General features: G+C 64.5%; 23 protein-coding genes and 2 pseudogenes. 11 read left to right on the top strand and 14 right to left on the bottom strand.

Annotated features, from left to right (window positions below):
- The first annotated feature begins 280 nt into the window (after nucleotides 1–280).
- Nucleotides 281–1,654 (top strand): amidohydrolase family protein, encoded by a 1,374-nt coding sequence (locus ACSQ86_RS30465; RefSeq protein WP_436310373.1) that lies wholly within the window; start codon nucleotides 281–283, stop codon nucleotides 1,652–1,654.
- Between the two features lie 257 nt (nucleotides 1,655–1,911).
- On the opposite strand, the pseudogene ACSQ86_RS30460 reads toward ACSQ86_RS30465, so the two are convergent.
- A pseudogene (locus ACSQ86_RS30460) lies at nucleotides 1,912–2,457 on the bottom strand (helix-turn-helix domain-containing protein); the annotation flags it as partial.
- A 361-nt stretch (nucleotides 2,458–2,818) separates the two neighbouring features.
- Here ACSQ86_RS30460 and ACSQ86_RS30455 point away from each other — a divergent pair.
- Entirely contained in the window at nucleotides 2,819–3,082 is a 264-nt protein-coding gene (locus tag ACSQ86_RS30455) for a helix-turn-helix domain-containing protein (RefSeq protein WP_436307412.1), read from the top strand.
- 118 nt (nucleotides 3,083–3,200) lie between these two features.
- Here ACSQ86_RS30455 and ACSQ86_RS30450 read toward each other — a convergent pair whose 3' ends face one another.
- The 3 genes from ACSQ86_RS30450 to ACSQ86_RS30440 form a co-directional block, all read right to left on the bottom strand.
- A complete protein-coding gene (locus ACSQ86_RS30450; protein WP_436310372.1) occupies nucleotides 3,201–3,809 on the bottom strand; it encodes a hypothetical protein in 609 nt (202 codons plus the stop codon).
- Between the two features lie 134 nt (nucleotides 3,810–3,943).
- Nucleotides 3,944–4,351 carry a chorismate mutase family protein gene (locus ACSQ86_RS30445; RefSeq protein ID WP_436310371.1) on the bottom strand — a complete coding sequence of 136 codons (408 nt, stop codon included), beginning with the start codon at nucleotides 4,349–4,351 and terminating at the stop codon, nucleotides 3,944–3,946.
- Between the two features lie 11 nt (nucleotides 4,352–4,362).
- Nucleotides 4,363–5,412, bottom strand: a complete 1,050-nt coding sequence (locus ACSQ86_RS30440) for a Bug family tripartite tricarboxylate transporter substrate binding protein (protein WP_436310370.1) — start codon at nucleotides 5,410–5,412, stop codon at nucleotides 4,363–4,365.
- 602 nt (nucleotides 5,413–6,014) lie between these two features.
- Here ACSQ86_RS30440 and ACSQ86_RS30435 point away from each other — a divergent pair.
- The 4 genes and pseudogenes from ACSQ86_RS30435 to ACSQ86_RS30420 form a co-directional block, all read left to right on the top strand.
- Nucleotides 6,015–6,182, top strand: a pseudogene (locus ACSQ86_RS30435) (N-acylhomoserine lactone synthase); the annotation flags it as partial.
- 67 nt (nucleotides 6,183–6,249) lie between these two features.
- A complete protein-coding gene (locus ACSQ86_RS30430; protein ID WP_436307763.1) occupies nucleotides 6,250–6,621 on the top strand; it encodes an acyl-homoserine-lactone synthase in 372 nt (123 codons plus the stop codon).
- A 23-nt stretch (nucleotides 6,622–6,644) separates the two neighbouring features.
- Nucleotides 6,645–6,983, top strand: coding sequence for a transcriptional regulator (locus tag ACSQ86_RS30425; RefSeq protein ID WP_436293159.1), 339 nt, complete (start codon nucleotides 6,645–6,647; stop codon nucleotides 6,981–6,983).
- On the top strand, nucleotides 6,958–7,440 hold the full coding sequence (locus ACSQ86_RS30420; RefSeq protein ID WP_436293158.1) for a helix-turn-helix domain-containing protein: 483 nt from the start codon (nucleotides 6,958–6,960) through the stop codon (nucleotides 7,438–7,440). Before ACSQ86_RS30425 ends, ACSQ86_RS30420 begins: the two co-directional genes overlap by 26 nt.
- A 254-nt stretch (nucleotides 7,441–7,694) precedes the next feature.
- On the opposite strand, the gene ACSQ86_RS30415 is transcribed toward ACSQ86_RS30420, so the two are convergent.
- From ACSQ86_RS30415 to ACSQ86_RS30405, 3 genes are all read right to left on the bottom strand, one after another.
- On the bottom strand, nucleotides 7,695–7,877 hold the full coding sequence (locus ACSQ86_RS30415; RefSeq protein WP_436307416.1) for a hypothetical protein: 183 nt from the start codon (nucleotides 7,875–7,877) through the stop codon (nucleotides 7,695–7,697).
- A 401-nt stretch (nucleotides 7,878–8,278) separates the two neighbouring features.
- The gene (locus tag ACSQ86_RS30410; protein ID WP_436310369.1) at nucleotides 8,279–9,634 is read right to left on the bottom strand and encodes a type II toxin-antitoxin system HipA family toxin; all 1,356 of its coding nucleotides are present in this window, start codon (nucleotides 9,632–9,634) and stop codon (nucleotides 8,279–8,281) included.
- A complete protein-coding gene (locus ACSQ86_RS30405) occupies nucleotides 9,624–9,956 on the bottom strand; it encodes a helix-turn-helix domain-containing protein (protein WP_436310368.1) in 333 nt (110 codons plus the stop codon). Before ACSQ86_RS30405 ends, ACSQ86_RS30410 begins: the two co-directional genes overlap by 11 nt.
- A gap of 118 nt (nucleotides 9,957–10,074) precedes the next feature.
- Here ACSQ86_RS30405 and ACSQ86_RS30400 point away from each other — a divergent pair, with 118 nt between their 5' ends.
- Entirely contained in the window at nucleotides 10,075–10,431 is a 357-nt protein-coding gene (locus tag ACSQ86_RS30400) for a PHP domain-containing protein (RefSeq protein WP_436307419.1), read from the top strand.
- Between the two features lie 242 nt (nucleotides 10,432–10,673).
- Here the strand turns inward: ACSQ86_RS30400 and ACSQ86_RS30395 are convergent, their stop codons facing one another.
- The 4 genes from ACSQ86_RS30395 to ACSQ86_RS30380 all read right to left on the bottom strand — a co-directional run bounded on the left by ACSQ86_RS30395 (nucleotide 10,674) and on the right by ACSQ86_RS30380 (nucleotide 13,768).
- A complete protein-coding gene (locus tag ACSQ86_RS30395; protein ID WP_436310367.1) occupies nucleotides 10,674–11,384 on the bottom strand; it encodes an autoinducer binding domain-containing protein in 711 nt (236 codons plus the stop codon).
- 236 nt (nucleotides 11,385–11,620) lie between these two features.
- On the bottom strand, nucleotides 11,621–12,292 hold the full coding sequence (locus ACSQ86_RS30390; RefSeq protein WP_436307421.1) for an RES family NAD+ phosphorylase: 672 nt from the start codon (nucleotides 12,290–12,292) through the stop codon (nucleotides 11,621–11,623).
- Nucleotides 12,289–12,927 carry a hypothetical protein gene (locus ACSQ86_RS30385; RefSeq protein WP_436297138.1) on the bottom strand — a complete coding sequence of 213 codons (639 nt, stop codon included), beginning with the start codon at nucleotides 12,925–12,927 and terminating at the stop codon, nucleotides 12,289–12,291. Before ACSQ86_RS30385 ends, ACSQ86_RS30390 begins: the two co-directional genes overlap by 4 nt.
- Before the next feature lie 373 nt (nucleotides 12,928–13,300).
- Complete coding sequence (locus ACSQ86_RS30380) at nucleotides 13,301–13,768, bottom strand: autoinducer binding domain-containing protein (protein ID WP_436310366.1); 468 nt, start codon at nucleotides 13,766–13,768, stop codon at nucleotides 13,301–13,303.
- 254 nt (nucleotides 13,769–14,022) lie between these two features.
- Between ACSQ86_RS30380 and ACSQ86_RS30375 the strand changes: the two genes are divergently transcribed.
- Together ACSQ86_RS30375 and ACSQ86_RS30370 are read left to right on the top strand one after the other, a co-directional pair.
- A complete protein-coding gene (locus ACSQ86_RS30375) occupies nucleotides 14,023–14,685 on the top strand; it encodes a hypothetical protein (protein WP_436310365.1) in 663 nt (220 codons plus the stop codon).
- A complete protein-coding gene (locus ACSQ86_RS30370) occupies nucleotides 14,663–14,977 on the top strand; it encodes a helix-turn-helix domain-containing protein (protein WP_436307424.1) in 315 nt (104 codons plus the stop codon). The genes ACSQ86_RS30375 and ACSQ86_RS30370 overlap by 23 nt, the downstream gene beginning before the upstream one ends.
- A 132-nt stretch (nucleotides 14,978–15,109) precedes the next feature.
- On the opposite strand, the gene ACSQ86_RS30365 is transcribed toward ACSQ86_RS30370, so the two are convergent.
- Together ACSQ86_RS30365 and ACSQ86_RS30360 are read right to left on the bottom strand one after the other, a co-directional pair.
- On the bottom strand, nucleotides 15,110–15,385 hold the full coding sequence (locus tag ACSQ86_RS30365; protein ID WP_436293149.1) for a type II toxin-antitoxin system RelE/ParE family toxin: 276 nt from the start codon (nucleotides 15,383–15,385) through the stop codon (nucleotides 15,110–15,112).
- Nucleotides 15,385–15,672, bottom strand: a complete 288-nt coding sequence (locus ACSQ86_RS30360; RefSeq protein WP_436307425.1) for a CopG family ribbon-helix-helix protein — start codon at nucleotides 15,670–15,672, stop codon at nucleotides 15,385–15,387. Before ACSQ86_RS30360 ends, ACSQ86_RS30365 begins: the two co-directional genes overlap by 1 nt.
- A 1,247-nt stretch (nucleotides 15,673–16,919) precedes the next feature.
- Here ACSQ86_RS30360 and ACSQ86_RS30355 point away from each other — a divergent pair.
- Nucleotides 16,920–17,198: a hypothetical protein gene (locus tag ACSQ86_RS30355; protein ID WP_436307428.1), complete on the top strand. Its 279-nt coding sequence runs from the start codon at nucleotides 16,920–16,922 to the stop codon at nucleotides 17,196–17,198.
- A 507-nt stretch (nucleotides 17,199–17,705) separates the two neighbouring features.
- Nucleotides 17,706–18,506 (top strand): hypothetical protein, encoded by an 801-nt coding sequence (locus ACSQ86_RS30350; protein ID WP_436310364.1) that lies wholly within the window; start codon nucleotides 17,706–17,708, stop codon nucleotides 18,504–18,506.
- A gap of 209 nt (nucleotides 18,507–18,715) precedes the next feature.
- Here ACSQ86_RS30350 and ACSQ86_RS30345 read toward each other — a convergent pair whose 3' ends face one another.
- A complete protein-coding gene (locus ACSQ86_RS30345; protein WP_436307430.1) occupies nucleotides 18,716–19,765 on the bottom strand; it encodes a ParB/RepB/Spo0J family partition protein in 1,050 nt (349 codons plus the stop codon).

Below are 19,765 nucleotides of genomic sequence, written 5' to 3'. Positions count from 1 at the left end.
ACGATCCAGGTTGGCCCATCACCCCCCGTACGAGATCGAGGCCCGCTTCAGGCCGTAGCAATCTTCCGCTCCCCGGACCCGGAACGTCCGCCTTCAGTCTTCTTGCCACTCTCGAGGCGTTCTACGCACAGCACAGCCCGCCCGCGGGAGTACCTAGCTTGTGTTCTAGGGCCGAGCCCCCGCGGCGCGGAGCAGAATCGGGAGGTCTCGTCGAAACCAAGGGGGCTCATGGCGCCGTTGGCGGGCCGGCGGGTCTTCTTGATCAAACCGGGGGACCACCATGCATGACAGCGACCCTGAGGGCAAGCGCCTTCCCATCAAGCTCGACAGCACCTCGAATGGCGAGTTCGCACCGGTGTCGCTGTGGCCGGCGAACATCGAAGCTAACCGCCTCGCACACGAGGCCGCGGCAACCAACGCGAAGCGACTGGGATGCTCGAAGCGAGCGTTCCTGACCTCGTCCTGTGGCGCAGCCAGCACGCTGCTGGCCTTCAACGCGGCCAATGCCGCGGCCGGAAGGACCGGCGGCTTCTTCGAGCTGCCCAGCGACGCGGTGCTGGATATGCAGCTCGCGCGCGCGCAGGTCGGCCCCGCCAGGCAGGAGTTCATCCTCGACGTCCAGGGCCACTTCATCGACACGCCGAAAGGCAATTCAAAGGGCGCGGAGGTCTTCCTCAAGGACGTGTTCATGGACAGCGACACCGACGTGATGGTGCTGTCCTTCGTGCCCTCCGCTCGCGACGCCGAACCGGTCACGATCCAGGCCGCCGACGAGGTCCGCCGGCTGGTCGACAAGCTCGAGGGAACGCACCGGCTGCTGCTGCATGGACGCGTCAACCCGAACCAGCCCGGAGACCTCGAGGGCATGGACGAGTTGCACGAGAAGTGGGGCATCAGCGCCTGGAAGACCTACACGCAGTATGGACCGAACGGCAAGGGCTACTTCCTGCACGACGACGACGGCATCCGGTTCATCGAGAAGGCTCGCGCACTGGGTGTCAAGAACATCTGCATCCACAAGGGGCTGCCGTTCGGACCACGCTCCTACGAGCACAGCCAGTGCAGCGACATCGGCGTCGTCGCCAGGCGTTACCCGGACGTGAACTTCCTGATCTATCACTCGGGCTTCGTCAGCACGGTGACCGAAAAGGCCTACGACGCGAGCGGCAAGAGCGACGGCATCGATACGCTGATTACGTCCTTGCGCAAACACCAGGTCAAGCCGAACAGCAACGTCTATGCGGAGCTGGGCAGCACGTGGCGCTTCCTGATGCGTGACCCCGAACAGGCGGCTCACGCCCTGGGGAAACTGATCGTCGCGTGCGGCGAGAACAACGTGCTGTGGGGCACGGATTCGATCTGGTACGGCTCACCGCAGGACCAGATCCAAGCCTTCCGGACGTTCCAGATCTCGGCGGAACTGCGCGAACGGCATGGCTACCCCGAGATGACGCCTGCGCTGCGGGCCAAGATATTCGGTCTCAACGCCGCGAACGTGTACGGCTTGACGCCGACGGAAGTGAAGCGATACACCGCCCGCGACTCGGTCGCCCGAAAGCGCATGGCCTACCTGGAGAAACCCGATCCTCACTTCAGGACCTACGGGCCAAAGACGCGACGCGAGTTCCTCAGGGTGTTCGATCCCGCTGGCTGAGCAGCGCAGGGGAGACTGTTGGCTGAAGACGCTCTCACCCGGTACGTCTCAACGACTGGTTTCCGCTCGAACCGTCGTTCGACCGACGCCGCGCGAGTGGGCGCAATCAGTCTAAAGCGGTAGTCGGGCCTTGTCGCGAAACGCAGGACGATCGCCATCGTCGATAAGCCCCGATCGCTGCGCGCCGTGAGCTCTAAACAACCCATGTCAGTCGACGGGCTAGGTAAGGACACTTGAAGCGGCAACAGACTCTGGAACTATCCGCGCAGCGTGAACACGACAGACAGGTACGACACGGGCTGCGCCTCAACGGCCTCGATCCCATGCAAGGCCGTGGCATCAAAGAGAAGTGAATCTCCCACCTTGAGTTGGACCACCCTTGTCCCATACCGATAGCTCACTTCGCCCGACAACAGGTACAAGAACTTTAGACCCGGGTGCTGGAAAGTGACATAGGGCTCGGCGCCAGGCAGAAGGGTCACAAGATAAGGTTCGACGAAGAGGTTTCCCGAAAGGATGTGGCCGATCAGTTCATAGCGGTAGTCAGCAACGGCTCCGACGCGGTCCACCTGCACTCCCCTACCGGCCGGCACATGTGAAAAGTCGGTTCGGCTTGGCTGATCGCCGAAGAACCGCGAGATCGGAACGTTCAGTCCACGGGCTATGCGGTAAAGGGTCTCAACCGATGGAGACACCAAGCCCCGCTCGATGCGAGACAGCATGGATGAAGAAATGCCCGAGGCGGCTGCAACCTTGCCACCCGAGACCCCCGCCGCGAGTCGCAGGGTCCGCACCTGAGCGCCGACTTCGCATGTAGCGGCGCTGCGCGTTGATTCATTTCCGTGGGCAGGCCGGCCGTGTGACGGCAAGACCGGCAGCTTTAGCGGGCGCGCCGTCGGGAAGGGAGAAGCGACCTCTCTAAGACTCATACCAGTGTTCCAGTCCGCGATCGCAGAGTCACGAACAACCAACCGACCCTTGCAGTGGCGAGGCTCCGCCCTGCTCCGCGGCGCCAAAGCTCGAAGACGCCCACCCGCCGAATGAACTTGTCCCTATGAGGCCGAAGCGCGGGCCTGGATAAGCAAAAGAGGCTTGAGGTTGGCACAGGCTATGTTATCTATAGACACGTGTCTTTTGTCAACAGCCACGCCAAAGTCACGCGCAATGCGACCCAGCCGCAATGCGCTCCTCCTTGAAGCTCTTGGCCTTGTGCTCAAGGAGCGGAGGCTTGAACTCGGCCTTACTCAAGAAGACGTAGCGGGGGAAGCTGAGATCGATCGCCCATTCGTGACGCTGATCGAGGTTGCGCGCAAACAGCCCACTGTCAGCGTTTTTTGGAAGCTCGCGGGTGCGTTGCAAATTGCGCCGGGCGACTTAGCGAAGCGAGTGGATCAGCGCTATTCAAAGATTTCGAAGCGTTCGGGTTGACCGTCAGCCGAACCGCGGCGCCTTTTAACGAAGCCCCGACCCAGGCTCAGCCTCGCGAGCACGTGCTTTGCCCTGACGCCGATCGCGTGCCTTAGAAGACCCAGGTCTTCATTTGGCTTCAACAGTCGCCAGGCCCACCTCGTGTCCGGAACTGCCGTGCGACCGGGCTGTCCTTCCAGACAACGGCCCTGCCTTCATCCACGGCTTCGCGCCCGTAGACGATCCATGCGTCGCAGATGGCGCCGATGGGCTCGATCACCTCAAAGCGCTCAGCGTGTGCCGCCGCGAAGGACGCGAAGACGACGCCCGCTTCGTAGCGTCCTTCGGCGAGGCCGGCTTGGACCGCGAGCACCGTGGGCTCATGGACGACGGTCGGCCAGGCGGAAATGTCCGCATAGCTCTGCGTGGCGGGCTGCACGCCCACCCTGCCGGTGCCCTCCCCGCTTCCCATGTCCCGCACGAGTGCCATCGGACGGCTGGGGGAGATGAAGGCGTCGACCACCACCATGGCTTCGCGATAGGTGCCCGTGATCTCGGCGGCCGCGGGATGAACGGCGCATTGAAGGAGGTAGTCCGCCTCACCGGCAATCAGCGCTCGCGCGCCGCTGTGAAAGTCGTCGAACAGCACGATGCGAGCGGCTTGCGCGATGCCATGCGCGGCGAGGTACTGCTGGAGAACGAAGTGGTGGTTACTGCCCTCGAGGCCCAGCGTCGAGAAAGTGAGCATGTGCTTGCTTTAACGGTAGAGCATGACTGGTGACAGTTGGTCGACCTCGAGGACTGCCTTTGCGGGGTTCGCGCCCTTCGCGAGCTGCCGGCGATGCCGCGACCGGCTCTCGTCTGAATGAAAGATGAGCGGCTTCATGCAGGCGTTGTGGGCACACCGATGATCTCATCCTCCAGGCGGCAGGTCTCCGTGATGATCAGCTCGTAGAGCGCACGCAGGAACGTCGGGCTCATGCCGTGTTCGGCGGCAAAGGCAGCCGCTCGTTCCTGCACCACCCCGATGCGGTGGGGCTGCATCATCGGGATCGCATGGTCGCGCTTGTGCAGGCCGATCCGGCAGCAGCAGTCAAGCCTTTGCCGCAGGGTCTCGAGCAGCGTCCTGTCCAGGCCGTCGAGCTCGTCGCGCAGCGACTGCAGGATTTGTTGGGCTTCCTCGTAGCTGCTGGCAGGGGCTGCGCCTCCGCTCTGCGGGGCCGAGGTTGCGTCATTGGCCGCGGCTGTGGCTTCCTGGCGCCCGTCCGGGCGCGGCTGTTCCGGGTTCATGCTGCGCCTCCCTACTCGAGCTTGATGCCCTGGCTCGCGATGATCTGGGTGAGCGCTGCCGTGTCCGCCCTCACCCGGCGGACCAGCTCCTCGCCCGATATGCCGGCCGCCTCGTAGCCATGCTGGAAGAGCTTCTGCCGAACCTCGGGGGAGCGGATGACTTCCGAGAGGACCTGGGTCAGGCGCTGGACGATCGGGGTGGGCAGGCTGGCGGGGGCTGCCGCAGCAGTCCAGATCTCGAGCTCGAAATCCTTGAGTCCTGCTTCCTGCAAGCTCGAATAGTCGGGCACGAGTGCGGAGCGGCGCGCCGAGGTCACGCCGATCGCGCGGAGCTTTCCGGCCTTGACCTGCACTTCGGCGAGGCCCGGCGGAAGGAGCGCCAGTTGCAACTGAGCGCTGGCCAGGCCGGTGATGACCTGCGGATTGCCCTGATAGGGCACGTGCACGGCGCCGATCCCGGTGCGGGCCTTGAGGAGCTCCATGCCGAGGTGGCCGATCGTGCCGATGCCGGGCGTCCCATAGCTCCAGGTGCTGCCGGCAGCGCGCGCGGCGTCGAGGAAGCCGCGGGCGTCGGCCTTCGAGACCTCCGGCGTCGTGGCGAGCACCAGGGGTGCGGTGCAGATGATGCTGAGCGGCACCAGGTCCTTTTGCGGGTCGTAGGGGGTCGCCGGATTGAGGACCTTGGCAATCGTCATGTTGCCGTTGATGAGGATGCCCACCGTGTGCCTGTCGGTGGACTTCGCGACGATGTCCGCCGCGATGTTGCCGCTGGCGCCCGGGTGGTTCTCGACGACCACCGGCTGGCCCAGCGCCCTCGCCATGGGGATGGCCAAGGCGCGTGCAACGAAGTCCGGCGACGAACCGCCGCCAAAGCCGACGATGAGGCGCAGCGGTCGCGTCGGCCAGTTCAGATCCGCCGGCTGGGTGCTCGAGGTGCCCGATGGGCTGGGATCGGTGCGACTCGCACCGGACGATTGCGCGGAGGCGACGCCGGCGCAGGCGAGCGCGCCGAAAACGCACAGCAGGCGCGCGGCAAATGATCGAAAAAGGAGGAAGGACATGGCAAGAGAAGTTGGAAATCGGAAGCCAAGTCTTTCTTCGACAACGCGCCGAATCAACTCCTGCTTGGTGCGCAAAAAGCCTCCACACTTGCTCAGCGACACACAGGCCCGACTCGCCGAGGAGCGGGCGCGGTGAGGACCTCGTCGCACTTGCTTGGTGTGCAAGATCGTTGTCGAGCGTCGGCGGCGCGCTGGTGCGCTGCGGGCGTGTCGCGGCACGCGCGCACGAAGATTCTTGCTGCGTCTTCGCGTCAGCTGCGGTCATTGCGGCAGTCCCTCAAGGCGCTTTCATGGCGCGCAGGCTGGTGGGCTTTTCGAGTGACTTGGGACTGGTCATGCGTGACGCGGTGCACGTGCAAAGGGCGCAGCTTGCGTTCGTCGCCCGCGAGCATTTCGGAGTGCATTCACGTGCGGCCATCAAGCGACCTGGCCGTCCTCGTGACCTCCGAGAGCGCGCGCGATCCGGTCAGCCTGTGGTGAGCGGCAGCGCATCCGTGGTGTCGGACGGGACGATCGTGTGTTCAGCCCCTACCAATTCCGGTAGTGCCGCCCTGCCCGCTGCCTCGCTGTAATTCGATCACTTCGGACAAGAAGGGTCGCACATGGAATTCATCACGGGCACCGCCGATGTCCCGCCAGGCATGCTGTTCGATCTGGCGCACTACCGCCATCGCGTCTTCGTGCAAGGTCTGGGCTGGAAGCTTCCTGCGCGACAGCGCATTGAACTCGACGAGTTCGACCGGCGCGATACGCGGTACGTGGTGGCACTGGACACCCAGCGCAGGATCGTCGGCACGACCCGACTGCTGTCGACCGAGGCCCTACCTGCTCAAGGAAGTGTTCCCCGATCTGTTGGGCGGCGCGCGGTTTCCGCATTCACCGCAGATGTGGGAGCTCTCGCGCTTCGCGGCGGTGGATCTCGAGTCGGCGAAACGGGACTTCCACCGTTCGCTCGCCTCCCCGCTCGCGCTGCAGGTCCTGGAGGCGGCCATGGGCCTGGCGGCCCGCTGCGGCGCGACCCAGCTGATCAGCGTTTCGCCCCCGGCGGTTGAACGCATCCTGCGCGCCGCCGGCCTGCGCGCACAACGCGCCGGACCCCCGATGGAATTCGACGGCGAGATGCTCATTGCCTGCCTCCTCCAGGTCGATCCGACCTGGCGCGCGCCGGCACCCACCTCGGTCACGCCAGGCGAGCGCGTCGCCGCCTGAGTATATCGGCAGGAACTACGCCATTGGCGTACACTTCGAACATCCTGACGGTCGTTGAAACGCCGACGTTCCAGAAGCTTTGGCCGAACTATTGGACGGAGGAAGAGCGCGGCGAGTTCGCAGCCTACATCGCAGCGAACCCAGACGATGGAGACCCGGTAAAGAGATCGGGAGGTGTGCGGAAGGTGCGATGGAGCCGGGCTGGATCGGGCAAGAGTGGCGGCGTGCGGATTGTCTACTTCAACCGCAAGAAGGCCGGCGAAGTCGTTCTGTTGTTGATCTACGCCAAAGCGAACCTTGATTCGATCTCCGGCGAAACGTTGAAGGAGTTGCGTGATGCCGCAGAAAAAGCCTCTGAGTGATGCCGAGCTGGCTGCCTTTGAAGCCGGCCAGGACTTCGAAGCCTTGCTCGTTCAATCGGCGCGCGAGATGGGCGCCGGGAAGACGCGCAAGGTGTACACCCCTGTCGTGGCAGCTCGCGAAAATGCGGGCCTGTCGCAAGCCGCGTTTGCCGAACTGCTCGGTGTCTCTGTGCGCACCTTGCAGCAGTGGGAACAGGGCCGTCGCGAGCCCACGGGCGCAGCGAAGACGCTGATAACGATCGCCGCAAAGATGCCGGAAGCACTCAAGGCAGTCGATCCGAATTTCAAGGCGCCCGCCGCGCGCGTTGCCAGTGCCCGTGCGGTTGCCGTCATGCGTAGCGCAGTCGAGGCGGCAAACAACGCATTTGAGGCCGTGCAGCGCGCAGCTGTCCATTCCGCAAAGAAGGCACCTCAGCGCGCCCATGGCCGCGTGGTTGCCAAGCACATCAAGGCCTGAATCCATCGAATGCCGGGCAACAGCTCGCGAGACCTACGACGGGTCGCGGTGGGGTGTGCGAAGGTTTTGGGACACCTCTCACCGGCCGTCGATAGCGTCCAGCCGAGCGCATCGCCGCCTGATCGCGACGAAACGCGTCAGCGCAGGCTTGCCGTCGGCCGTCCATCGGAGAACCTCGACCTGCCGACGCGTGAGCGGCTCGTGGAGCGCCGCCTGGGCGCCGCCAAGATGGCCGGCGAGTGTCAAATAGTGAATCAGGCCGCGGCGCAGTTCTGAAGAGAAACCACGACCGCGTTCGAGCCGTCGTCATAGATCTCGGGGCCAAGGATCGTGCCAGTCATCATGCCGGCCTTGAAGCCAGGAGCGCGAGTGGTGCAGGTGAAGTAGATCTTGTCGCGCTTGTTGATGTGAAAGAACCCTGCCCAGGTTCTTGGCATCGAGCTTGGCTACCTTCCCATGGAGCCAGTCCGAGCCTCCATCCCCCTTCTCCTTCTTGATCGCCAGTTTGATCGCCTGATAGTCCAGCGTGCCGGGAGCGCCGGCAGAGGCTGATCCCTTCTGGCGAGCGTTCTTCGAGGCATCGGCCTTCGATGTGGGTGCGAGCGCGGGAGCTGGGCCGGGGGAGGGTGCAGTCGCCACCGGTGCTGCGGGAGCTGGCGCCGCGGCTCGGGGTTGAAAGGTGCAGCCGGTGAACAGAATGGAGGCCGCAGCAACCAACACGAGAGACTTCGAGCTCATCGATCAAGATTCAGAGTTTTGATCCGACGAGTCTGTCGCCTCCGATGCTGATCGCGCTAGGTTGAGCGTGCAGAATTCACGCGAATGGTCGTTCAAGTACTCACCCGCCGCTCGTGCGTCCCTCTCGTTGACTACCTTCGGCCTCTTCGGCATCCGCCAGTCCAGAGCGAGCCACTCGGCTGATGACCTGTTTCAACGTAGGTGGAAAGCAACTGGAAAACTTCTCGATCGCCGCCTCGCTCAGGCCGCTTTGGGCGAAGCACTGTCGCCAGTTCTGGCGCACGGTGGCCTGAATACTGTCGTGAATTTCGGCTGCCTGCGCGTGCGACAGATCGAAGCTTGCGCACTCGCTGAGGATGTTGTCGCGCGTCGGTTCCGCGTCGTCGCCCACGCGCATCGCCTGAACGCGCCTCTGCGTTGTCGGAATCCGAGGGACCATGTCGTAAGCACCGGACAAACGGAATCCGTCGCCCATTTCATCGGCGACGAAGCCGTGGTTGCGATCGTGGTCGTCCGTGTTGGACACGACGCAGTTGAACACCATGCGTCCGAACAGTTCGTGCTTGTCCGCAAGCGGCTTGGCGCTCCACCGCGTCAGATCGCGCGCCAGGCCGGGATAGCTGCCGGTATAGGAGTTCTCGTTGACACCCGAGGACCTGAGGACCGTCCGCGCGCTCACGAATGCGTCGCGGCTCCACGCTGTGGCGCCGTCCTCGTTCTTCACGGCGGTCCGGTCGAATCGCTTCACGAGCAGGAGCTCGGCCCCGTCGATCGTGACGATCTCCGAATCCACCGTATCGATACCGCAGCGCCGAGCGAGCGCGTGCATGGCATGCTCGAGGCGTGCCACCGGAACTTCCGGGTCATCGTGGCGAGATGGAAACTTCGCGAGCCACTGGAAGGCTTCGTCCGCGATCGTCAGCTTTGGTCTGGCTCCGCCCATCGCCGTGTTCGGTCGGACCCAATTCTCGAGAGAGGGGTCTTCCTTGCGTCCACGTTCGATCCCGGCAAGAACACCGACCGCGGCCTTGAGCACGTCGCGCCCCGGAAGGGCGCGTTGCACGGGCGGCACTTCTGGCGCTTCGCTGAAATCGAGATTCCCCACCCGGTCACCCTGACTGCGCAGTAGGTACCCAACCGGCGATTCGGGCTTGCCGTACATCAGGTCGATCACCCCACGGCCCCAATCGTCGGGCGATGCGTCGACGAACACGCCGAAGAACCCGAGCTGCGCTGTCGTCGGATGCTCGCCGGCCCGCAGCGGAAGCATCACGGGATCGATCGGACGCGCATGGGTCAGGGCCAGATAGGACTTGGCGTAAACGAACTTACCCACGCCGCCGGCGGCGGTCTTTTCATTGTTGAATCGCCCGCACAAGGTTGGATGGACGTCGCCTGGGAGGTACACCCAAACGTATGCCTGGTTGGCCGGAGGCTCGTTGCGCTCAGAAGTCATTGTCGACCTTCGTTCCCACGCGCACCCGCTTGGTCTGGGTCGAGAGTTCCAGCGCCAGGCCGTCGCGGTCCAATCCCGGATCCGCGAGGAGATCAACCTCTTCGTCGAGACCGAGCGCCCAGAGCGCTTTGACGTACGCGCCGATTCCCGTGCTCACCTCTCCGCGCTCGATGGCTTCCATCGTCGATCGGGAAACGCCCGCACGCTGCGCGAAGTCTTCGCGCCGCAGCCGCCGGCGCGTGCGGGCCGCACGGATTCGCTGACCGAGTCGCTGGACTCGATCCACGACCGCATCGGGATCTGAGGTTGGAGTACTTGCCATAGGAGGCATTATCCTGATTTAACGCGTGGCCTGCAATGTACCGAAACACGACAGCAGCATAGTCAGGACGGCGTGCGGGTCAAAGAACGCGACAAGGACTCTCTGCGATACTGGTTTTATGTGCAGTATCGAGCCGCCGCCCTTCGCAGAGCTCCACTGCCGGTCGAACTTCACCTTCCTCGTGGGCGCCTCCCAGCCCGAGGAGATGGTGGAGCGTGCCGCGGCCAAGCTGTACTCGGCCCTGGCCCTGACAGATGAATGCTCGGTCTCGGGCGTGGTGCGCGGCCATCTGGCGGCGCGCGAGGCCAACATCCATTTCATCTGCGGCAGCGAGATCCAACTCACCACGCAGAGCGGACACAGACACGCCAGGATCGTTTTCCTGGCCCAGACGAAAGCGGGTGGGGCAACCTCTGCGAATGCATCACGCTCGCGCGCCGGAGAGCCGCCAAGGGCAGCTATAGCGCCTTGGTGACGGACGTCGAGGGCAAGAACATCCAGGCGCCGCACTTGGCCGGCATGCCCGGCTGCCTGGCGCTGCTCTTGCCTGAACCCGACGCCACTGTCGAATCGTTGTTCGCGCAGGCGATGTGGCTCAAGACCTGGTTTCCGGACCGCGCCTGGCTCGTGGCGCCGCGGCCCAGCGATCGCTGGCAGTTCGCCGCCAGCGTAGACACCGAGGAGCGCGAACTCGGCGACCTGTTCCGCAGTTCACCCTCAGTCGAGCAGGCCGAGCTTCGAGGAGCGCGCGACCGCGGCACTCTTGTTGGCCACGCGCAGCTTCGCAATGGCGTTCTTGATGTGGAAGTTCACGGTGTTCGCCGAGATCGAGAGGATCGAAGCGATCTCCTCGCTGGTCTTGCCGTCGGCCGTCCATCGGAGAACTTCGGCCTGCCCACGCGTGAGCGGCTCGTGGAGGGCCGCCTGGGCGCCGCCAAGATCGCCGGCGAGCGTCAGGTGCGCGTTGTTCGCGAGCCAGCGCATCATAGGATCGTGCGCGAGAAGCTCTTTGCGCGTTAACCGGTCGTTCGAACGCGCAAGCGTGAGCATGCCGATGCGGCCATCGGCATCGAAACAGGATTGGGCCCGGCCCACACGCAGGCCGAAGGAGCGCGCCTCCTCCCACATCTGCGGTGCACGCTCGAAAAGCTTGTTGCTCCACACCACCGGGTGCGCACTGCGCGTACCGTGCGCGACGGTGGGGTCTGTGCGCAGGTAACCCGCCTCGAGGTAGCGCTCGCGCCAGCCGCGCTCGTAACTCGAGAGGATCAGCGTCTTCGGATTGGTGAACGACAGCGGAAGGCGCAGGCCATAGGCACAGTACTCGAAGCCGAGCTCGCGTGCGCCGAGCGCGATCTGCGCGAACGCGTCCTCCAGGCTGCGTGCGCCCGTGAGCCGCCGCAATACGTCATGGGTCCACAGTGCCATCGAAGATGGCCTCTCTCGAAGTACGGGACGCGAGGCACTCACATCCCGGTCGGGGGCAAGGCCCCCCCCCCGCTGCCTGAAGGCTCGAGCACTTCCTCCAGCAGCCACAAGAGAAGTCTAGAAGTGACCCCAGCAGCCGACCGGCCCGCGCACAGCTGATGCCGCTCGCCGCGCCGGACAAGGTGCCGCGCTGTGCCCGGTGGCCGGCGCGAGTGCGTCGTCGCCCGATCCCCGGCTCACACTTCGTGCAGCTTCAGGGACCGCACCAGCGCCAACAACTCCGCGCGCCGCGCCCCGACGGCCAAGGGTTCTTCATTCAGCACCTCGAACGGCGGCTCGGGAAGGCGTTGCCCGAACAGCATCAGACAGCGGGCCGCATCGTGGCGCTTCGAGCCGTAGCCGATCGCCTGGGCCGCCGGTCGCTGCAGATAAGCCGCCTGGGACCAGCGCCTGGTCTGCGGATAGCACCCCGGCAGGCTGTCGATCAACTGCGCCCGCGAGATCTTCTGCAGCCTCGGCAGATACGGCGTATGGAAGCTGACATACCGCAGCACCGGCGGCAGCTTCAGCTTGACCAAGTGGAAATGCGCCAGTGAGGCCACCTCGAACAAGCCGGGCGGCGAGAGTGAGACGTCGTGGAGCACGGACTCCATGTAAGCGGCTTCCGGGCTGCTCGCAACATAGTAGGTGTGCACCGGCGTGTCATCCGCCTGGTCAATGGGCGCAAAGCGGGTGTCGCCCCAGCCTTCGGTGAACGTCTGTGCCGTGGTGCTGGGATGACTGCGCGTGCAGTACACGTGGTACCAAACGGGCACCTCTTCGTGCGTTACTTCCCGGACCTCGAAGTCCTCGGCCGCGCCGGGGTCGGGAAGGTCGCAGGCCGCGCCGTGCGGCGGACCGCCGCTCATGCGACGTAGCTAGTGCGCCGCCGCTGCGCCGCATGGAGCACGGCGTCATGCCGGTCCAGCGCCTCCTTTGGCGCGACCGGCGTGCCGTCGGCTCCGACGATCCAGGCATTCGGGTAGTGAAACCACGCCGCCAACACCCACGGGTCGGCGACTTCTCCGAAGGCTTTCAAGATCTCGCGGATGACAGGCAGGGGCTCGTACATCGCATCGAACTGGTAGCGGGCGAAGTACTCCCTCCCGCCGTGGCTCACGCCGTAGATACGCCCACGCCGCTTCCAGTCGCTCGCCGGCTGCGACTTGCTCTTGGGCGCCGCTGCCTGCAGCACGTTCAACTGCTCGGCGGTCAACCAGTCGCCCTCGGCGAACACCTGCCGCAGCGTCCGCATCCGATGCACGCGGTCCTCGAGCAGTTCGGTGCTCGGCTCCAGCAGGCCTGTGGCGATCTCCGCCAAATGGTCGGCACGCACGATCACCTGACCCTGGCCGGCGTGCATCAACACCACCAGCGCCTTCTCGATAGCTTCGACCACCGACGACACCGCTGCCGGATCGGTATCGTCCGGCATGTTGACCGGCACACGCAGCCCGCCGGCCGGCCCGGCAGGCATTTGAAAGTGCATCGCTTCGTTGGGCATGGCGGGCTCCTTTGGATTCCGATCTTGCCGACATACTATCATCAATCGTCAATCTCGGCAAACGAACGCGTTCGTGACGGCGTGGGTCAAAGGGCGCCCGCCCCCGGGCGGAGATCATTGGACCTGCCTTGTGGTTGGTCCCCGCTGGCCCTTTGCTGCTACGTGACGGCCAGCGGCTGCGCCGCCGAGTCGGTGCGAGCGCTCGCTTCGCCGCGCCGGTGGACGGCAACACCGCTTCGTGTTCCAGCAATTGGTGCCGCGGCGCATGCAGACCGGCGAGATTGCCGTGACCGACGCGGCCGGCGAGACGCGCGTGTTCCGGCGCGATTCCGACTGCCAGCCAACGACTGGTTCCTGGTCGGCCAGGCCGACCTCACGGTCGGACGGGACCGCGCACCAGTCGCCCTGCCGCATTGCTGATCAACGGCAAGAACCGCTCGTTCGAACGCGCAAGCGTGAGCATGCCCATGCGGCCATCGGCATCGAAACAGGATTGGGCCCAGCCCACACGCAGGCCGAAGGAGCGCGCCTCCTCCCACATCTGCGGTGCACGCTCGAAAAGCTTGTTGCTCCACACCACCGGGTGCGCACTGCGCGTACCGTGCGCGACGGTGGGGTCTGTGCGCGGGTAACCCGCCTCGAGGTAGCGCTCGCGCCAGCCGCGCTCGTAACTCGAGAGGATCAGCGTCTTCGGATTGGTGAACGACAGCGGAAGGCGCAGGCCATAGGCACAGTACTCGAAGCCGAGCTCGCGTGCGCCGAGCGCGATCTGCGCGAACGCGTCCTCCAGGCTGCGTGCGCCCGTGAGCCGCCGCAATACGTCATGGGTCCACAGTGCCATCGAAGATGGCCTCTCTCGAAGTACGGGACGCGAGGCACTCACATCCTGGTCGGGGGCAAGGCACCCCCCGCTGCCTGAAGGCTCGAGCACTTCCTCCAGCAGCCAGAAGGCAAGTCTAGAAGTGGCTGCCCCTCGCGGGGTGACAAACTGCCCCTAAATCCCGCCAACGCCCCCTCCGTTGGTCGAAGTCATGCGCGTGTCACAAGTCGCTAAAGTGCGCGCGGGTTCGCACATCGGAACAAGCGCTCTCGAGCATGCAACGTGTCTGGTTTCTGCTGCTGCCCGGCTTTCCCGTGGTCGACGTGACGGGTGCGATCTCGGTTCTGGAGATCGCCAATGCCGTGCTCGGCGAGCTCAGGAAGAAGCCGTTCTACCGCGTGCTCGTGATCGGCGCCGAGGCAGGTGCCGTGCTGGCCTCCAGCGGCGTCGCGCTCGCCGCGGAGCCGCTGCCGGCGCGCATCCAGGGCAGCATCGCCATGCTCATCGTGGCGGCGGGCCCGTGGCTGCGCACGACCGGACACTCCGATGCGGGCCGGGCGGTGGTCGAATCCTGGCTCGCCCGCATGGCCCCGCATATCGGCAGCGGCGCGACGATCGGGCAGGACGCCCGCACGCTCGTCCAGGAGGCATCCCGCGCTGCCCGCGCCATGGCATCGGCACGCACCGCAACTGCTCCCGTGCACTGGAGCGCGGTGAGCGTGACACGTGGCGTCGACCTCGCGATGAGCCTCGGGGCCGCCGACCTCGGAGGCGTGATCGCGACGGCGATCTCGAGCCGCATGGCCGCTCCCTTCCAACGCTCCTACGGCGTTGGCCTTTGGCAGCCGCAGGGGCGAGAGCGCCACCGAGGTGCAGCGCGATCCACGCATTGGCGAGCCGCATCTGTGGATCTCGATGAACCTGCGCAGGTCCTATAGCGTGACGCAGCTCGCCGAGCACCTCGCGATGTCCGAGCGCACCTTCGCGCGGTTCTACCGCGGCGCGACCGGCTCGACGCCTGCGGCAGTCGTGCAGCAAATCCGCGTGGACGCCGCGTGTCGGCTGCTTGGGGGCAGCCATCTCTCGGTCAAGGCGATCGCCTCCCGATGCGGCTTCGCCTCCTCGGAGGCCATGCGCCGCGCGTTCATACGCAGCCTGCAGCTCTCGCCACAGCAGTACCGGCAGATCCAGACCCACACCCGCAGGCACGTTGAAACGGCGCATGGGTAGCCGCATCAGGTCGATGGCGGATCGGCGAGGAGGTCCGGTAGGCCGCGGCGTCCTGGACCGACAAGACGGCAGCGCCCCTTGCGTTCAACCGGAGCAGGAGCCAGCCGCGCGTTGTGCTTATACGCCCCATGATCAGCGATCCTCGCGAGTGTGAAACATGCGCACGATGAAGATCGTGCTGCCGTCGATCTCGTAGCGCAGTTCGTAGGCACCCACGAGAAGTCGCCGAACCTCATGAGGCTCGGGGGCCTCCACTCGGCGTCCAATGCGGGGGTTGGCCTGCAGGGTCACCGGGGCGGCAGTCAACATCTGTACCGTCCGAGCTGCAGCTGTCGTATCGACTGGCTCGAGGAATTCGTAGAGGCGCGCGAGGTCAGACAGAGCCTTGGAGGTCCAACGGATCTCCATCAGCGCGGCACCGGCACCGGCAGCGGCTTGTCAGTACCGAGGCTCTGGGCCCATGCGTGGACGGAGGCATGGTCGACGGTGCGGCCGGCCTTCACATCTTCGAGCCCTTCCAGCGTGAGCCGCATTCGCTCGGCTTCCTGCTCAACCCATGCGGTGAGGGCCTGCTTGATGACCCACGCGCGCGAGCGATCGAGCTTCGCAGCGAAGTGGTCGACCTGGTCGGCGAGCTCGGTAGGTACATGAGCCGTCATCACCTTGGTAGACGGGGGAGTAGCGGTTTGAGTCATTTGTGAATCATAGCGATTCAATTTGATTTATCAACCTCTCCATACTTTGAAGCCGATGGATGCGCCGTAAAGCGGCATCCCTTGTGTTGGCGTGGAACCGCTTGGGCCTTCCAAAAAGCCGCATCGATGGTAGTAGCCCGAGCTTCCCGCTCAGCGAAGGTCAGTGCGCTCGCCTTCCGGACGCAAGCTACAACCCCATTGCGACACGATCGCTCAGACCCTGAGTTGACGCGCACAACGCAATGTCGGCTATGGCATCGCGCCGAGGCTTCTTCATGTCGGAGTCATCGGTCCATCGCTTGAGTCGGATTGCCAGAACTTCCACCAGGGTCGCCTGGGGGTCGGAACCAGCGGGGCACGCAGGGTGATCATCTGGCTCGCGCGAATGCGCCCTCGCCTTTCGACTTCGAGCACGTGGGCGACTCCGAACGCGCCAGACTCACCACGCGCAGCGCGAGCCCGCCAGGCGTGCGCCAACTCGTCAAGCTCGGCATCTTCGAGCTGGGCCAGTTGAGATGGCGTTGGAACGGCAGTCATGTCCTCTTGAAGTGAACCGAGTGAATCTTGGACGGGCGCAAGGCACCCCCGAACGCTGTGGCATCCGGCACGACCATTATCTACATAATTAGTAATTATGACGTGGCATCTGTCACGGCACTTTGAGTTGGGAAGCGCGGCAAGAATTCTCCTTCTAGCCCCAGGCGCGGGTTATCAATTCGCCCATGGCATCGGTGATCTGTTGCCCGTGATCCGCGAGCGATTCGACGACAGCACCCAGCTGGTCAAGGGCCACAGAGACGGTTTGAAGTGGATTGAGTACCACCTCGACCGGACAAGATGAGTGTCGCGCCCCACGGCATCGAGTGGGAGAGCTGCGGCAACCTCGGAGCGGGCGATCCATGGCGCTGAACTGAGCCGATTAAAAGCTGGACAGTTGGAGGTCAGGCGTGGGAGTGAAACTGAGCAGCCTCTGCCCCTGCTCCTTCTCCTATCTGCCCGGTGAGTCTGCGAAGGCGAACGCCCGTCAAATAGAACGAAGTCGGAATTGCGGACACAAGGCAAGCTTCCCACAAACAGACAGCAGGGCGTGCGACGCAGAGAGCGAATTGAGGCGGCGCCTCGAGCCCATGTCATACACGTGTGCCACGCGTCGGTAGGGTTGAACGTCCTCCCGCGCTCTCCCCTTCAACCCCACCGGGCGGGCGTCTTCACTGGCCTCGAACTGCTCGGCCTGCGGGAAATTCTCCATGCGCTGCGCTTACGCGATCGGCCAAGCCCTGCAGCGCCGGCGCCGCGGCGAATCGATCCGGGTCGAGCAGGATCAGCCGTGCGGTCTGAATTTCTATTCCCGCCGCGCGGCCGCGCCCTGCGAACTCGGCGTCATCGACATGGGCGAGCTGCGGCAACGTCGGAAAGGAGGTCATGGCTTGTTGAAGTTGCTCGATCAAAAGCTGGACACTTCCGCCTTGGCGGCAAGACGTGTGAAAGAACCGCACGGCCCCTGCTGCCCTTGGCCAATGGCATGACGCCGAGTGGGCCAAGGATGATGGCGGCCGCAGCAATGCTCAGCATTCTTGGTGACAGCATGCCCATGCTTTGGGCGTTTTGAACGGATTCAGCACCCTGAGCCGAACGGCCGGTCCGGTCCTGACCATTCCGGTTGCGGCGGTTGAGCCCAATGAGGTGTCCGTCGTCGAAGACATCACGAGTCTCTCCGTCCCGCCGGGCCGTCCGTTGGCCTATTTCAGGATGCGGGAACTGTCAAAGGAATAGTGTCGCATCGGCTCAACTACTGTGTCGCATGACAGAAGTTGGGGCAAGAATCGGCGCATCTCGGATTCCGTGAAACATTGCGCCTCCCAATTGGAGCAAGAATCCGCAAGACTTTTTCTGAAGTGCGACAACAACTTAGCTTGCGCGCTGTGCCTTGGGCAAAAAATTGTTTCACGGAAATCGGGGCCGGAAAAGCTCTTTGGCAATAGCGGGCTGATAATTCGGTTATTCAGTAACCAAATCATTCAGGCGTGGCGCATTTGTCCTCCTTACCCACCGATCGTGCTTCAGAACAGGTTGTGGATCTCGGAGAATTCCGTGATGCCGCATGGCCGGAAATCAGCAGTGTCGCGGACCTCGGCCGCATCCTGGTCATCCTGCACGGCGCCAGCGCGCCGTCGGAAGCGATGCTGAAAAAGTGGAGTGCAAGCGGCGAATTCAGGGAATGTCTCATCGCGTCGCGCGGGGAGGCCGACCCAGGCGGTCAGGATGGCGCGAACGCCAAGGGCACCGTGCTGCCTGGCAAACCGGGCCGGCCAGGACTGCGCCTGGCCACCGACAAGGCGATCGCACGGGTCTACGAGTTGTGGCCGCAGCTTGCGGACTCGAATCCGAAAGCCGTTTTCGAGGAAGCCGTGGCGCGCACGGCCCGCCAGCTGTCTGCGGTGCTGCGCCCGCTGATGCACGACCAGGTGGCACCTGCGGCGCCCGCTCACCGATTCCACGAAGCGACGCCCGCGGCCGCGCCGCCCTCGGAGGAACTTGCAGAGTGGCAGCGGCGCATTGAGCAGGTGCTCGTGACGCTGGGTGACGACGTGCGAGAAATGCGGCGCGAGATGGCGCAGTTCGCTGCGCTGCGAAACAACCTGATTACCAGGCTTGACGAGGTGGTGGCGCGTTCCAGAGAGACTTTGCTCGCCACCGCGCGTGCGGACGGAGGCGGCGGCAACCCCATCGTCGAGGCTCGGCGCGACAGGGACATGGGAGTTCTGAAGTCGACGATCGATCAGATCCTGTCGTCGCTCGAGCGTCTCGAGGCGTCTCGCGGCTCGCAGTCATGAGAGGCGTGAGGGTGGTTGCGGCCTAATCGCCGTCGCTGTTCGGAGGGGTGTAGTACGGTACTACACGCAGTTCGGTACCGACGACTTCCCCGCCCGGGTCGCTTCGATCGCGGGGTGTAGTACCGTACTACACCTCCCGATTCGGATATTCGAGGCCAACAAAAAAGGCGCCCAAGGCGCCTTTTTTGTTTGTCCCGCAGGGGTCTCTCTTATCCTTCGGCGACGAACTGCTTGAGCAAACGGGCGAGCTCCAACTGACGCGCCGCGGTCAATCCGACATGGATGCGGATGGAGGGTTTGGCTTGTCCGTCGACCTTCATCGTCGCGATGGTCGTACCCGCCTTCTCGAAAGTCTGAATCGACGGGTGCGACGGGGCCCGCATTGCCGCTGCCTGCGGGGACGTCAGCCGAGCGAAGATTTCCTTCGCACTCAGGGTGCCGCGGTCCGCCGCGATCTCGGCCGCCCGAGCTTCCAATCCCGCGGGGTCGCTCTCCACCGCGGCCTTGAACGCCGTCGACCAGCGAAACTGAAGATCCAGCGGTGACGCGAAGGCCTGCAGCACCGCCTGCGGCAGCCGCGCCAGCACCAGCGCCTTCGAGAGATTGGTCGGGTCCACGCCGATCGCGCTGGCCATCTGGCGCAAGGACGGATAGAGGCCGCGGTCCAGCGCACGCGCGTACATCACGCCCTGCTCCCAGGCCGACAGATCGGCACGCTCCCGATTCTCGCGCTCCATCTCCTCGAACAGCGCGCGATCGTCCAGGTTGTCCACGAACGCCAGAACCTGCAAGCCCAGCTGCAGACACGCCTCGTGCCGGCGATGGCCGAACACGATCTCGTACTTGGGACCATCGCCCGGACTCGCGATCGGGCGCACCTTGATGGGCTGGATATTGCCCCCGGCCTCCTTGATCTCACGCTTGAGATCCTCGAAGTCCTCGAGTCGAAAACTCGACTCGTGGCGATTGGCATAGTCGCTGCGCTTGATCTCGCGCGGGTCGAGCAAGCGCGTCGCCTTGGCGCCGTCCCAGGTGTGGAGCTCGGTCACGGCATCGTTCAGGCGCCCCTCGAGCTCCGCCGCGCGCGCGGCTTGCCCGCGCAGCAGATCGTTCTCGCGCAGGAGTTCGGAACGCTGGTCGTTGGCCAGGGCCATCATGGCGCCCGGCGCCGTCTTCGGCTTGGTGACATCGGGCGTGGGTGCCGCCACCGGCATCAACGATGCGAAGTCGATCTTGGAGGCCTTGTCTTTCAGTCCCAT

This window comes from Variovorax sp. LjRoot130, assembly GCF_964253755.1.
In the GTDB taxonomy this organism is placed as follows: domain Bacteria; phylum Pseudomonadota; class Gammaproteobacteria; order Burkholderiales; family Burkholderiaceae_C; genus Variovorax.
The sequence above is the reverse complement of the archived record's forward strand: the minus strand, read 5'-3'. Positions and strand labels throughout refer to the sequence as shown.

Excerpts from the sequence above, each read along its gene's own strand:
- ACSQ86_RS30465 (WP_436310373.1), top strand. The coding sequence starts at position 281 with ATGCATGACAGCGACCCTGAGGGCAAGCGCCTTCCCATCAAGCTCGAC.
- ACSQ86_RS30455 (WP_436307412.1), top strand. The coding sequence starts at position 2,819 with ATGCGACCCAGCCGCAATGCGCTCCTCCTTGAAGCTCTTGGCCTTGTG.
- ACSQ86_RS30450 (WP_436310372.1), bottom strand. The coding sequence starts at position 3,809 with ATGCTCACTTTCTCGACGCTGGGCCTCGAGGGCAGTAACCACCACTTC.
- ACSQ86_RS30445 (WP_436310371.1), bottom strand. The coding sequence starts at position 4,351 with ATGAACCCGGAACAGCCGCGCCCGGACGGGCGCCAGGAAGCCACAGCC.
- ACSQ86_RS30440 (WP_436310370.1), bottom strand. The coding sequence starts at position 5,412 with ATGTCCTTCCTCCTTTTTCGATCATTTGCCGCGCGCCTGCTGTGCGTT.
- ACSQ86_RS30420 (WP_436293158.1), top strand. The coding sequence starts at position 6,958 with ATGCCGCAGAAAAAGCCTCTGAGTGATGCCGAGCTGGCTGCCTTTGAA.
- ACSQ86_RS30415 (WP_436307416.1), bottom strand. The coding sequence starts at position 7,877 with ATGCCAAGAACCTGGGCAGGGTTCTTTCACATCAACAAGCGCGACAAG.
- ACSQ86_RS30410 (WP_436310369.1), bottom strand. The coding sequence starts at position 9,634 with ATGACTTCTGAGCGCAACGAGCCTCCGGCCAACCAGGCATACGTTTGG.
- ACSQ86_RS30405 (WP_436310368.1), bottom strand. The coding sequence starts at position 9,956 with ATGGCAAGTACTCCAACCTCAGATCCCGATGCGGTCGTGGATCGAGTC.
- ACSQ86_RS30400 (WP_436307419.1), top strand. The coding sequence starts at position 10,075 with ATGTGCAGTATCGAGCCGCCGCCCTTCGCAGAGCTCCACTGCCGGTCG.
- ACSQ86_RS30395 (WP_436310367.1), bottom strand. The coding sequence starts at position 11,384 with ATGGCACTGTGGACCCATGACGTATTGCGGCGGCTCACGGGCGCACGC.
- ACSQ86_RS30390 (WP_436307421.1), bottom strand. The coding sequence starts at position 12,292 with ATGAGCGGCGGTCCGCCGCACGGCGCGGCCTGCGACCTTCCCGACCCC.
- ACSQ86_RS30385 (WP_436297138.1), bottom strand. The coding sequence starts at position 12,927 with ATGCCCAACGAAGCGATGCACTTTCAAATGCCTGCCGGGCCGGCCGGC.
- ACSQ86_RS30380 (WP_436310366.1), bottom strand. The coding sequence starts at position 13,768 with ATGGCACTGTGGACCCATGACGTATTGCGGCGGCTCACGGGCGCACGC.
- ACSQ86_RS30375 (WP_436310365.1), top strand. The coding sequence starts at position 14,023 with ATGCAACGTGTCTGGTTTCTGCTGCTGCCCGGCTTTCCCGTGGTCGAC.
- ACSQ86_RS30370 (WP_436307424.1), top strand. The coding sequence starts at position 14,663 with ATGAACCTGCGCAGGTCCTATAGCGTGACGCAGCTCGCCGAGCACCTC.
- ACSQ86_RS30365 (WP_436293149.1), bottom strand. The coding sequence starts at position 15,385 with ATGGAGATCCGTTGGACCTCCAAGGCTCTGTCTGACCTCGCGCGCCTC.
- ACSQ86_RS30360 (WP_436307425.1), bottom strand. The coding sequence starts at position 15,672 with ATGACTCAAACCGCTACTCCCCCGTCTACCAAGGTGATGACGGCTCAT.
- ACSQ86_RS30355 (WP_436307428.1), top strand. The coding sequence starts at position 16,920 with ATGCGCTGCGCTTACGCGATCGGCCAAGCCCTGCAGCGCCGGCGCCGC.
- ACSQ86_RS30345 (WP_436307430.1), bottom strand. The coding sequence starts at position 19,765 with ATGGGACTGAAAGACAAGGCCTCCAAGATCGACTTCGCATCGTTGATG.